At 38.7% G+C, this 12,806-nt stretch carries 12 protein-coding genes; 9 read left to right on the top strand and 3 right to left on the bottom strand.

The features are described 5' to 3' along the window. Positions 1–24: 24 nt before the first annotated feature. Both BUA96_RS16470 and BUA96_RS16465 read left to right on the top strand, forming a co-directional pair. Positions 25–963: a mevalonate kinase family protein gene (locus tag BUA96_RS16470; protein WP_072985028.1), complete on the top strand. Its 939-nt coding sequence runs from the start codon at positions 25–27 to the stop codon at positions 961–963. 27 nt (positions 964–990) lie between these two features. Continuing rightward, positions 991–1,902 (top strand): geranylgeranylglycerol-phosphate geranylgeranyltransferase, encoded by a 912-nt coding sequence (locus tag BUA96_RS16465; protein WP_072985026.1) that lies wholly within the window; start codon positions 991–993, stop codon positions 1,900–1,902. A 52-nt stretch (positions 1,903–1,954) separates the two neighbouring features. On the opposite strand, the gene BUA96_RS16460 is transcribed toward BUA96_RS16465, so the two are convergent. Then, positions 1,955–2,293, bottom strand: a complete 339-nt coding sequence (locus tag BUA96_RS16460; protein ID WP_072985024.1) for a hypothetical protein — start codon at positions 2,291–2,293, stop codon at positions 1,955–1,957. A 435-nt stretch (positions 2,294–2,728) separates the two neighbouring features. Between BUA96_RS16460 and BUA96_RS16455 the strand changes: the two genes are divergently transcribed. The 4 genes from BUA96_RS16455 (at position 2,729) to BUA96_RS16440 (ending at position 7,003) form a co-directional block, all read left to right on the top strand. Further along, entirely contained in the window at positions 2,729–3,583 is an 855-nt protein-coding gene (locus BUA96_RS16455; RefSeq protein WP_072985022.1) for a pseudouridine synthase, read from the top strand. Positions 3,584–3,707: 124 nt separating this feature from the next. After that, a complete protein-coding gene (locus BUA96_RS16450) occupies positions 3,708–5,108 on the top strand; it encodes an arginine decarboxylase (RefSeq protein ID WP_072985019.1) in 1,401 nt (466 codons plus the stop codon). Next, a complete protein-coding gene (speB, locus tag BUA96_RS16445; RefSeq protein ID WP_072985017.1) occupies positions 5,095–6,039 on the top strand; it encodes an agmatinase in 945 nt (314 codons plus the stop codon). The genes BUA96_RS16450 and speB overlap by 14 nt, the downstream gene beginning before the upstream one ends. Then, positions 6,029–7,003, top strand: a complete 975-nt coding sequence (locus tag BUA96_RS16440; protein ID WP_009778996.1) for a deoxyhypusine synthase family protein — start codon at positions 6,029–6,031, stop codon at positions 7,001–7,003. The genes speB and BUA96_RS16440 overlap by 11 nt, the downstream gene beginning before the upstream one ends. 67 nt (positions 7,004–7,070) lie before the next feature. Here the strand turns inward: BUA96_RS16440 and BUA96_RS16435 are convergent, their stop codons facing one another. Beyond that, a complete protein-coding gene (locus BUA96_RS16435) occupies positions 7,071–8,672 on the bottom strand; it encodes a family 20 glycosylhydrolase (protein WP_233430665.1) in 1,602 nt (533 codons plus the stop codon). 244 nt (positions 8,673–8,916) lie between these two features. Between BUA96_RS16435 and BUA96_RS16430 the strand changes: the two genes are divergently transcribed. The 3 genes from BUA96_RS16430 to BUA96_RS16420 are packed head-to-tail and all read left to right on the top strand — an operon-like array spanning position 8,917 to position 11,898. Next, positions 8,917–9,636, top strand: a complete 720-nt coding sequence (locus BUA96_RS16430) for a glycosyltransferase (protein ID WP_072985088.1) — start codon at positions 8,917–8,919, stop codon at positions 9,634–9,636. Continuing rightward, complete coding sequence (locus BUA96_RS16425; RefSeq protein WP_072985013.1) at positions 9,629–10,258, top strand: lipid-A-disaccharide synthase N-terminal domain-containing protein; 630 nt, start codon at positions 9,629–9,631, stop codon at positions 10,256–10,258. Before BUA96_RS16430 ends, BUA96_RS16425 begins: the two co-directional genes overlap by 8 nt. Beyond that, positions 10,255–11,898, top strand: a complete 1,644-nt coding sequence (locus tag BUA96_RS16420; RefSeq protein ID WP_072985011.1) for an ArnT family glycosyltransferase — start codon at positions 10,255–10,257, stop codon at positions 11,896–11,898. Before BUA96_RS16425 ends, BUA96_RS16420 begins: the two co-directional genes overlap by 4 nt. On the opposite strand, the gene BUA96_RS16415 is transcribed toward BUA96_RS16420, so the two are convergent. Further along, positions 11,892–12,800 carry a PorP/SprF family type IX secretion system membrane protein gene (locus tag BUA96_RS16415; protein WP_072985009.1) on the bottom strand — a complete coding sequence of 303 codons (909 nt, stop codon included), beginning with the start codon at positions 12,798–12,800 and terminating at the stop codon, positions 11,892–11,894. The genes BUA96_RS16420 and BUA96_RS16415 overlap by 7 nt on opposite strands. Between the last annotated feature and the right edge of the window lie 6 nt (positions 12,801–12,806).

Genomic DNA, 12,806 nt, shown 5'->3' with positions numbered 1-12,806 from the left:
TCGGTTTAAAAACCTGTACGCTTTATGAAAGGACCTTTATTTTATTCTAAAATTTTACTTTTTGGTGAGTACGGAATCATCAAAGATTCTAAAGGCTTATCAATACCTTATAATTTTTATAAAGGTGCTTTAAAGGTTGATGAGCATCCTGATGAAGTCGCGGTTAAGTCTAATGAAAGCTTAGGCAGATTTGCGGTTTATTTAAAAGAATTGCAAGAAGATCAGCCTGATTTAGTTCAGTTTGATATTGAAGCGCTTCAAGAAGATGTTTCCAAAGGAATGTACTTTGACAGCACAATTCCGCAAGGATATGGTGTAGGAAGTAGTGGTGCGCTGGTTGCTTCGATTTATGATAAATATGCTTTTGATAAAATCACGATTCTCGAGAATTTAACGCGTGAAAAACTGTTGAAGCTGAAGCATATTTTTGGCCAAATGGAATCATTTTTCCACGGAAAATCTTCAGGTCTTGATCCGCTTAACAGCTACTTGAGCCTTCCTATTCTTATTAATAGTAAAGACGATATCGAGCCTGCCGGAATTCCTTCTCAAACTCCTGATGGAAAGGGCGCTGTGTTTTTATTAGACAGCGGGATTGTTGGCGAAACTGCCCCAATGATCAATATTTTTATGGAAAGCATGAAGAAAGAAGGTTTCCGTAAAATGTTGAAGACACAATTTGTAAAGCATACTGATGCGTGTATTGACGACTTTTTAAAAGGGGATGTCAAGTCGCTTTTTGGGAATGTAAAGCAATTGTCTAAAACTGTACTGCGCAACTTTAAACCTATGATTCCTGCAAGTTTTCACGATCTCTGGAAACAAGGTATCGAGACTAACGATTATTACCTGAAACTTTGCGGTTCTGGTGGTGGCGGTTATATTCTTGGCTTCACGCAGGATATTGATAAAGCCCGTAAAGCACTCGCCGGCCATAAGGTTGAGGTGGTTTATAATTTCTAAGAATTTCTTGGTATTAAATATCTGTTTATGTCACGCATAAGCCGTAGAAACAAACTGTTGCTTTTAAAATTTCTGAGTTTGTTTTCGGTGGTGCGCGGGTACAATATTCTCATTATAGTTATAGCACAATATCTGGCTTCGATCTATATTCTTTCGCCAGATTTACCGCTTAGAGAAGTACTGTTTGATGTTAATCTCTTTCTTATTGTGGTTTCTACTTCTGTAGTGATCGCCGGCGGTTATATTATCAATAGCTTTTATGACAGTGAAAAAGACTGGATCAATAGGCCTAATAAAACCAAGCTAGACCATCTGGTGAGTCAGAAAAAGATGCTCTCGCTTTATTTTGTACTCAATTTTATTGCGATCATCGTCGCTAGTTATGTCTCGTTTTTTGCTGTGCTGTTTTTTTCGGCCTATATCTTCGGTATTTGGATCTACTCTCATAAACTCAAAAAAGTTTTATTCTTAGGAAACCTTGTTTCGGCTTCTTTGGCACTCACGCCCTTTTTCGCAGTCTTTATCTACTATCGCAATTTTGAAAAAGTGATTTTTGTTCACGCCGTTTTTTTAGGTCTCATCATTTTGATGCGCGAACTCATAAAAGACCTTGAAAACATTAAAGGAGACATTGCGCTTAATTACCATACTTTTCCTGTGGTCTATGGAGAAAAATCTACAAAAGCATTGATCTCCTTACTTATTGGAGTGATTGTGATTCCTGCTTTTTTATTGATTAATAAATTTGATATAGGGTTAATGCGCTACTACTTTTATGTCAGCACCTTGCTGCTTATAGTGTTTTTATACCTGCTGTGGTGGTCAGATGCTAAGCTTCATTATCTATTGCTGCATAATATTTTAAAATTCATTTTAGTACTTGGAGTTTTTAGCATTCTACTTATTGATCCTGATATAGTACTTAATCGAATTGTATAAAAAAAGGTCATCGCATTGATGACCTTCTGGCTAATAAAATAAACGAGACCGATTAAATTTCCTTAACGATCTTATAGCTTAGGTTGAAGAACTTGTTTTTACCAACAGCTACTTTTGCTTCTTTATAATTGAGTCTGTTTTTGATGTAATTCTCAATTGCAGGATTTTCGGTGGTTACATTGAGAACCACGATGCTGCCTTGTGCAGTTACCATAAACTCAATTTCATTTTCTAAAACATCTTGCTGCAACTCAAGATCCGGAGTTCCTAAAAGCTCGATGATTTGTGTACGCAATTGCATACTTGCGGTTTCTGGTTTTGGGTCTGTGTTAGCGAATAAGCTTGATGTAGATAATACTAGGGCTACGACTAGAATTTGTAATTTTTTCATTGTTCTTTTTTTTACTGATTGATGTGTCAAATGTAGCAGTTAAGATTGCGTAGCAGAGCATTTGATGTGTTATCAAACTAGGGCTAAACCTTTCATTTTGTGTAAAATTCAAAACAGGAAACTATTTCTAAACATTTCCATTTTATGCAAATAAAACCGAAGTTTTCTATGAGTTTAAGGCTGTTTAACTAAGTTTTGGTACAAAGTTCTGAGCGATGCATACGATTACGTATTCAGCTGAATAATTCGAAATCAAGATTTGTGAACTTAAGGTTACGCCAACTTGAATTCTAGGAGGAATACTGGTAGAATTATTTTGATTATTTAGATCTAAAAGCACATTTAAAATAGGAGCCGTTCATTAAGAATCACGTGCATTAGTAATTTATTTGTTTCGATTTTTAAATATGTATCTTTGCGCCAAATTTTAGAATTATGAGCAGACATCAAGAGAGTAAGAAGGGCGGGAAAGCGTCTGGTCGTGGGGCAAATAACAATCGTGCTAAAAGTCATGCACGAGGTAATGCACCTATTAAAAAGAATACAACCGGTAGTAGTCGAACTGCGACTGCAAGTACGGGAAAAGGCGGTATACGTCTTAATAAATATATCGCAAACAGCGGAATCTGTTCGCGTCGAGAAGCAGACCTTTATATAAGTACCGGGCAGGTTTCGGTTAACGGCGAGATCGTTAATGAGATGGGCTATAAAGTCAATATTGATGACGATGTGCGTTTTGATGGTCGTCGCATAAACCCAGAAGCTAAAGCGTATGTGCTGCTTAATAAACCCAAAGGTTTTTCGGTTACGACTAGTAATTCTAAAGGAATGACTGTAATGGATCTTGTGGCAAGTTCTACAAAATCACGTATTCAGCCGGTAGGTCGTTTGGGACGCAATGCAACCGGTTTGTTATTGTTTACCAATGATGATAAGGTGATGAAAAAACTTACCAATTCTAAAACCGGACTTCCTAGACTATTTCATATCGAGCTGGATAAAAACCTAAAGGCCGAAGATCTTGAAAAGATTAAAAAAGGACTTACTGTTGATGGTAAGCGTTTAGAGATTGAAGATCTGAGTTACGTTGACGGAGCGCCTAAAAAAGAGGTTGGGCTAAAAATGCGTAATGTAGGTAATAGTATTATCCGTTCTATTTTTGAGCATCTAGGCTATCAAGTGGTGCGCGTAGATTGTGTAATTCTAGGTACGTTGACTAAAAAAGATTTGCCACGCGGTAAATATCGTCACTTAAAAGATCAAGAAGTGCATAACTTGATGATGCTTTAAGTGTTTGTTTGAGTGGTTTTTAGAGTGAAATAGGTGGTGTTTTTGATATTTTTTACATTACCTTAAGAGATGAGTGTATCGTATCTCAATTTCTTTTTTTACATTTCACGCTTTAAATTATTTGATGAATACTAAGTATATAGATCTTATAGATCAATCTTTCTACTTTCCTCAAGAAGAATTCAAACTTGAGGGTAATCAGCTCGAATTTCACGATATAGATTTAATGGCGCTTGTAAAAGAATACGGAGCTCCATTAAAATTCAGTTATCTGCCAAAAATTTCTGAGAACATAAACAGAGCAAAAGGCTGGTTTGCAGACGCCATTGCAAAACACAATTATAAAGGCTCGTACAATTACTGCTATTGTACAAAAAGTTCGCACTTTAAACACGTGCTTGACGAGGCTTTAAAAAACGATATTCATATTGAGACTTCATCAGCTTTTGATATCAATATTGTAAATAAGCTGAAAGAGAACGGTAAAATTACCGAAGATACGTTTGTGATCTGTAATGGTTTTAAACGCGATCAATACATTAACAATATTGCAGATTTGATCAATGGTGGTCAAAAAAACTGTATCCCTATTATTGATAACTACGAAGAGATCAACCTGCTTACCGAAGGTATAAAAGGAGATTTCAAAATAGGAATCCGTATTGCTTCGGAAGAAGAGCCTAAGTTTGAGTTTTATACCTCTAGGTTAGGAATTGGGTACAAAAATATTGTTCCGTTTTACGAAGAGCAAATCAAGAATAATGATCAGGTAGATCTTAAGATGTTGCATTTCTTCATCAATACCGGAATTCGTGATAATGCGTATTACTGGAACGAGTTGAATAAGTGTCTTAAGGTATATATTCGCTTAAAGAAAATATGTCCTTCGCTTGATAGCTTAAATATTGGAGGAGGATTTCCTATTAAAAATTCGTTGGCTTTTGATTATGATTATGCCTATATGGTAGACGAGATCATCAATCAGATCAAGATCACCTGCGATGAGGCAGATGTTCCTGTTCCTAATATTTTTACTGAATTTGGAAGTTTTACCGTTGGCGAAAGCGGGGGCGCAATCTATGAAGTGTTGTACCAAAAGCAGCAAAACGATCGTGAAAAATGGAATATGATCAACTCATCATTCATCACCACATTGCCAGATACTTGGGCGATAAGCAAGCGTTTTATTATGCTTCCGGTGAACCGTTGGGACGAAGAGTATGAGCGTGTACTATTAGGCGGTCTTACTTGCGATAGTGATGATTATTACAATAGCGAGCAGCACAGCAACGCGATTTATTTACCCAGATATAAAAAAGACAAACCTTTATACATCGGCTTTTTTAATACCGGTGCATATCAAGAAACCATAGGAGGCTATGGCGGACTTCAACACTGTTTAATCCCACAACCTAAACATATTCTTATAGATAGGGATGAAAATGGTAACTTAACAACCCGTATATTTAATGAACAACAAAAAGCAGAACAATTGCTTAAGATTTTAGGTTATGAGTACAACTAAAAATTATGCTGGCATTCCTGATGAGTTTGCCAAACTTGAAACTTCAAAAATTGTACTAATCCCGGTACCCTATGATGGGACAAGTACCTGGGGAAAAGGAGCTGATAAAGGTCCGCAGGCGTTTTTAGACGCATCAGAGAATATGGAGACTTATGATATAGAGACTGATACTGAAGTGTATCAACAAGGGATCTATCTCGCTCCTGCAATAACCGAAGCAAGTTCGCCTGAAGCTGTGGTGGCCGAGGTGCATAAAACGACCAAAGATTTTATCAAGCGTAACAAGTTTGTGACGCTTTTTGGTGGTGAGCATTCGGTTTCTATTGGTGCGATTAGAGCGTTTAACGAGTTGTTTGATGACTTAACAGTATTGCAAATTGATGCGCATGCTGATCTACGTCAAGAATATATGGGGAGCAAGTGCAACCACGCGTGTGCGATGTACGAAGCCAGCCAAACCACAAACCTTATTCAAGTAGGAATCCGTAGTATGGATGCGCTTGAAAAAACTGTGATGGATGAAGATAAAACCTTCTTCGCTCACGAGATGGTTCAGGATGAATATTGGGTTGATAACGTGATCGATCTTTGTACAGATAATGTATTTATCACCTTTGACCTTGATGGGTTAGATCCTTCAATTATGCCTTCTACAGGAACTCCTGAGCCGGGCGGATTGTTCTGGTATGAGACTATGGATTTCCTGAAACGTGTTTTTGCTGAAAAAAATGTGGTAGGGTTTGACCTTATGGAACTTTGCCCTAACGAGCACGATAAATCTTCAGACTTTTTAGCGGCAAAACTGTACTACAAGATGCTTAGCTTCAAATTTGAAGGTGAGGATGTAGAAGACAATTATGATAATACTTACGTGGCAAATCCTGCAAAAGGAGGCGTTAATAAATTTGATTTAAATGACGATGAAGACTAAGGGAGCAATCTCTCAATTTATAGAAAAATACTATTTACACTTTAATGCTGCTTCTGTAGTTGATGCTGCAAAAGCATACGAAGAGCAGTTAAACAATGGCGCTAAGATGTTAGTGTCATTAGCAGGCGCAATGAGTACCGCAGAGTTGGGTAAGATCTTTGCAGAAATGATCCGTCAAGATAAAGTGCAGATCATTTCGTGTACCGGAGCTAACCTTGAAGAAGATATCATGAATTTGGTAGCGCACTCGCATTATAAGCGCGTGCCTAACTATCGTGACTTGACACCACAAGAAGAGTGGGATTTACTTGAAAACGGTCTCAACCGTGTGACCGATACGTGTATTCCTGAGGAGGAAGCGTTCCGTAGATTACAACAACACATTTATAAAATTTGGAAAGAAGCAGATGACGCCGGTGAGCGTTACCTTCCGCACGAGTTTATGTATAAAATGTTGTTGAGCGGTGTTCTAGAAGAATACTATGAGATCGACTTAAAAGACTCTTGGATGTACGCCGCAGCCGAGAAAAATTTACCGATCATTTGCCCGGGATGGGAAGACAGTACGATGGGTAACATCTTTGCTTCTTATGTGTTGAAAGGCGAACTGAAAGCCTCTACAATGAAGTCTGGAATTGAATATATGACCTTCCTTGCAGATTGGTATACTAACAATTCTGAAAACGGAATCGGGTTCTTCCAGATCGGCGGTGGTATCGCAGGAGATTTCCCAATTTGTGTAGTGCCGATGCTTTACCAAGATATGGAACGTGAAGACACACCATTCTGGAGCTATTTCTGCCAGATCTCTGATTCTACAACCAGTTATGGTTCGTATTCAGGAGCGGTACCTAACGAGAAAATTACTTGGGGTAAACTGGATATCAATACCCCTAAGTTTATCATTGAGAGTGATGCAACCATTGTTGCGCCGCTTGTTTTTGCCTATCTATTGGATATGTAATCTTTGAGACTTAATTAAAATAAAAAAGCCTCCTAATTCAGTTTAGGAGGCTTTTTTATTATAAGTCTTACTCTTTGATCGCTTTGTTTTGCGTTTTCCAATCTATTAAAGGAGAAGGGTAGTAATTGACGTCCATAGACTCTAAAAATGGAGCCTGATTGCCTAAGCGCACTTTGTAGTTTTCCCAATCCCTTTGTTCGGGTAGTGACCAATTTAATTCAGCATAGCCAATGGCTCTGGGGAACGCTAGGTATTCAAGTTCGCTAATTGTACTTATGGTTTCAGACCAAAGCGGCGCTTCGATACCTAAAATATTTTCTCGAGGAATATTTTCGTAGGCTTCCGGTTTCCATACATACGCCGTATCTACGGGAACATAACCGGCCCAATTCAGTCCATATTCAGATTTTAAATCGTATTTCATATCTAAATAGGCTTTTTTGGCAGGAGACATAATCACCTTTAAATTCTTGGTGACAGCCAGTTCTGCGTTTTCTTTGCTTTGCCAGAATTGCACCACAGAAGAAGTATCAATATCAGCAGTAGCAACTTCGTCCCAGCCAATCATTTTCTTATCATATTTCTGAACGATTTGCTCCACCTTATTTACAAAATAGATGTAATCATCCTTTTGAGTCACGTGACTTTCATCACCACCAATGTGAAAATAAGGCCCGGGAGTGATCGCTGAAATTTCTCGCACAACATCATCTATAAATTGATAAACGGTGTCTTTTCGCGTGTCAAAGGTGCTGAAACCTACGTGAGTTCCGCGGTAGATTTCAGGGGTTTTACCATTTCCATTTAAAATAGGATAAGCTACAGAAGCGGCGTTGGTATGGCCCGGCATATCTACCTCAGGCACGATGGTCATATGATTTTTAGCAGCGTAAGCCACAATAGCTTTGTAATCATCTTGGGTGTAAAATCCGCCGGGTTCTGTGCCAACTTCGGTTGCACCGCCAATTTCTGTAAGTTTTGGCCAAGATTTAATTTCTATACGCCAGCCTTGATCATCGGTTAAATGCAAATGCAACACATTGTATTTGTAATAAGCGAGAAGGTCGATGTATTTTTTCACATCTTCTACTGTAAAAAAGTGTCTGGCAACGTCAAGCATAGCACCGCGATATTCAAAAAACGGGGTGTCATTAATAGTTCCGGAAGCGATGGGCCACACCGGATAATTAATGATAGAATCACTGGCCTTCATAGGCATTAACTGTCTCAAGGTTTGCACTCCTCTAAACGCAGCCGAAGCACTCGCAGCACTGAGAATAATAGAATCTTTGTTGATCTTGAGCGCGTAACTCTCATTATTAATTTTTGATAAACTGTCTGATTGCTGAATGTAGATCACGCTTTCCTGCTCGGGAAATTCGGTATTAACTGAAATTTGCAATTGGGTACGATCTTTTATTTTTTCTGAAAGAAAAATCCCAACTTCCTCAAAACCCAAAGAGTCTGGCGCTGTCTGAATAGCAGTAAATTGATCTAGCGGAAACGCGCTATAACTGGCATTAAGCAAAGCCGGTTTAGGGATTAAATCCGCCTGAGATAAATCGGTTTTTGGAAGGTTTAAAACGCGGGGCTCTTTTTCAGGTTTACACGAAAAGAACACAAAAAGCATAAGACTGAACGCAAATACGGAAGGGCATATTTTATGCATGAGAATTAGGTAAATAGAACTCTGAAAACGACAGAGATTGTTTGGTTGGTAAAAGGTTTTAGTTGAGTAGTTTGATGCAAAAAAGCAATCAATGCTACACTATGCAAATTAAGGTATTGTAATGAATTTAATTACTAATCTCAATCAATTTCAGCGCAATTAACAGGAGTTCGCAGCAACAAAATGGGACTTCTGCAAATTTCCTTTAGAACAAATGCTTATTTTCGCAGCCTTATTTGTTAGTATGTCATACCGTCTTACAGTAGTCGTTCCTGTTTACAATGAGCAAGATAACTTGCTTCGCGTCGAAAAAGTTTTCCAAGATTATTTTGAAATTGCCGCCGTACCTACTCAGGTGCTGTTTGTAAACGATGGTTCTAAAGACCGCAGTCAAGAACTCATTGAAGAGATCTGTGCCCGTAGTGAAGGGTTTCAGTATATATCCTTTGCACAAAATTGCGGGTTGAGCGCTGCGATTAAAGCCGGCTTTGATTATACAATCACACCGCTTGTGGGCTATATTGATAGTGATTTACAAACGACTCCTGAAGATTTCAATATCTTGATAAAATACATCGGCGAGTATGATCTGGTGACCGGTCATCGTGCAGATCGTAAAGACTCTTTCGTTAAGAATATGTCGAGCGCTATTGCTAACAACATCCGTCGTGCTTTTACGCACGATGGAATGGATGACACGGGTTGCCCGCTGAAAATTATCAAGACCGACTATGCGAAGCGTATTCCTATGTTTAGAGGGTTGCACCGCTTTTTGCCGGCGATGATCATGTTGCAAAACGGTAAAACTATTCAAGTTCCTATACGTCATTTTCCTCGTATCGCGGGTACGGCAAAATTCGGTCTTTGGAACCGTCTTTTAGGTCCGTTAATGGATTGCTTTGCCTACCTATGGATGAAGAAAAAATATATCAATTATGATGTAGCAAAGAAATCTAATGGATAGTCCGTTTTGGATATATAGCGTTGGATTTTTAGCCCAATTGATGTTCTCTGGTCGCTTGGTTATCCAGTGGTTTTTAAGTGAAAAGCAGAAACGCGTATTAACGCCTTCAACCTTCTGGTGGTTGAGTTTAGGCGCATCTTTTTTACTTTTTGTTTATGGATATTTAAGAGAAGATTTTGCCATCATGTTAGGGCAATCTCTCACGTATTTCTTGTATATACGCAATTTGCAATTACAGGGGCAATGGGTAAAAACTCCAAAAATACTACGTTGGTTCTTGCTTATTTTTCCGGTTTTACTGGTAATCTACGGGTATAATAACGGGGATTACGATGTAGATAAACTTTTTAAAAATGAGGATATTCCGCTTTGGCTTTTAATTTTAGGTAGTATCGCGCAAGTGATTTTTACACTGCGTTTTATCTATCAATGGATTTATTCTGAGCGAAAGAAAAAATCAAGTTTACCTTTAGGATTTTGGTTACTGAGTTTAATAGGCGGTTTACTCATTCTTACTTATGCAATACTCAGAAAAGATCCCGTTTTATTCGTAGGACATCTTATGGGAGTTTTCATATATTTTAGAAATATGCGACTTTCAATAGGTATTGACAAAGAATGAAAATTTCAGAAAAACATTATCCCTATATTTTAGTAGCAGCTTGTTTGCTGTTGTTTTTTCCGCATCTAGATGTGCTGTATGCAAATATTATGGAAGCGCGCAATTTTAATACCGCGCGTGAAATGCTGGAGCATAACAATTGGGTGCTGACCACGATGAATGGTGAAGCGCGTTATGAAAAACCACCGTTGCCTACGTGGCTCGCCGCGCTTTCTGCAGCATTATTTGGAATTACTAAGCTGTGGGCCTTGCGTTTGCCTTCGGCGATAATCAGTACGGTTCTAGTACTTTTTAGTTTTTCGTTTTCGCGGAAGCGTTTACAGCTGAGTGCAAAGCAAAGTCTGTATGCAAGTTTGATTCTTGCCACATCATTTTATATCCTCTTTTCCGGAAGAAATGGTACCTGGGATATTTTTGCACACGCATTTATGCTTGGCGGGATTTACTATCTCTTTCAGTTCTTTAGCAGTACTGATCAAAAATATCGCAACGCCGCATTAGCCGGATTGTTTATAGGGCTTTCCTTTATGAGCAAAGGTCCGGTAAGTCACTTTGCGCTTTTACTCCCATTTTTGATCGCCTATATCTGGGTATTTAAATTACACTCCTACAAAACCCGAATAGCGCCATTTACTCTTATGATCTTGACTGCTTTAGGCTTGAGTTCATGGTGGGCGCTTGCGATTTACTTTGGGGATAGTGATACGGCGACAGCGATTGCAGATAAAGAGGCTACGGCTTGGGCGAATAGAAATACCAGGCCTTTTTATTACTATTGGAGCTTTTTTACACAAAGCGGAATTTGGACCATTCCGGCATTTGTGAGCTTGCTGTATCCGTATTTAAAAACTCGAGTTGCTAATCTCAAAGCCTATCGCTTCAGTCTGATCTGGACGCTTGCTGCGGTGGTACTTTTGTCCTGTATTCCTGAAAAAAAATCAAGATATCTGCTGCCGGTGCTTATTCCGTTGGCTTTGAATATCAGCTTTTATATTGAATATTTAGTAAGGAGATTCCCAGCCTTGAGTGACAAGCGCGAGACGATCCCTGTATATTTTTATTTTAGTATAATCACTATTGCTGCGGTGTTAGCCGCGCCTGCTGCGCTTTTTCTGTTTGCAGATCAGTTAGAAGGAAGCTTGTGGTTCTGGTATGCGTCGCTTCAGATAAGCAGTCTGTTTATTGCAATAATTATAGTTAAAAGTCTTCAGCAAAAAAGAATAGAGCGTGCATTTTTTGCGGTAGTCATTTTTGCTTGTGCGATCGTGAGTTTTGCCTTTCCGCTAGTAGAATTGAGTTATACTAACGAAGATTACGAGCAGATCGCTCCTAAAGTAGCAGACCTATTGCACGAGGAAAAACCTCTATATTTATTTGAAAATTCTTCCCCAGAACTTATCTGGGATCTAGGGCAGCGAGTTCCGGTTTTAAAAACACGTGATGGATTGCAACTTCCTGAGCAGGCTTCATTCTATTTAATTGTAGAAGAAGAGCGTACCCAAGAGGTAGAAGAGCTACTCGCAGACTATGCGCTGCAGCGTGTGCACTGCTACGATGGTAATATCACGACCAAAGCAGACCGTAATTATAAAAGCAGAAGAATAGGGTGTTTGTATCTGGTGAAAAAGATTGATCAATAATTATAGCCTTTGCCAAAACGGTAGCTTAAAATCAATCCATGTGTTGCAGGTAAAGGTGATTCTTGAAGTGGCATAGAGTAATTGTAAATAAACCTAAAGCTCTTAAAGAAATAAAATCCGGCGAAGATATTCACAGCAGATGATGTTCGGTAACCAAGACCTCCTTCAATTTTATTCTTGTAATTTACAATAGTGTTCAAATCAAGGTTTAACGGTGCGCCTTCGGTATAGCGCAATAATAGATTTGGTTTTATTTCAAATTCGTCAAAAACTCCGGCATACAAACGATAGCCGGCGTATGCATAACCGATTGTATTAATTTTAATCGACTTGTCTGTGGCAAGGCTGTTACCTAAAACGTTGGGTACTGAAAGCCCTGCATAGAGTTGATTGCGATTATACATTACCCCTAAACCTAGTGTAGGTACAGTTCCTTGTATGTTGTTTTGAAAATTAGGATCATCTGTTATGCCGAGTTCACGTAAATTTTCAGTGTAGTTGTAAACTCCAGCTTGAATGCCAAATGACAACACATTTGGATTAAAATTATGAAATCGTGGAGCACGCGCTTGAACGCCAAAATGCAATTTATACGCATAAGCGATAAATGCACTATTAGTAGAAGTGACGCCAATTTCGTCACGCATTATACCACCTCCTAAACCTACATTGTCGTTATTCAGCGTTAGGTTCAAGGTTGCGTTTAAGGTTGATGGTGCACCTTCGATACCTGAGAATGAAGATAGGTTGGCTATCGTTACTTCAGAATTCTCATAGTACCCGGCGTGTGCGGGATTTATTAAAATCGTATTGTAGTTGTACTCTGCAAAGGCTGGCTGTTGCTGGGCAAAGCCGATAAGATAGCTTCCGGTTAGTAAAACGGTAAAAAGATATTTTAGCATTGCTTA

This window comes from Leeuwenhoekiella palythoae, from assembly GCF_900130045.1.
GTDB classification, from domain to species: domain Bacteria; phylum Bacteroidota; class Bacteroidia; order Flavobacteriales; family Flavobacteriaceae; genus Leeuwenhoekiella; species Leeuwenhoekiella palythoae.
The sequence above is the reverse complement of the archived record's forward strand: the minus strand, read 5'-3'. Positions and strand labels throughout refer to the sequence as shown.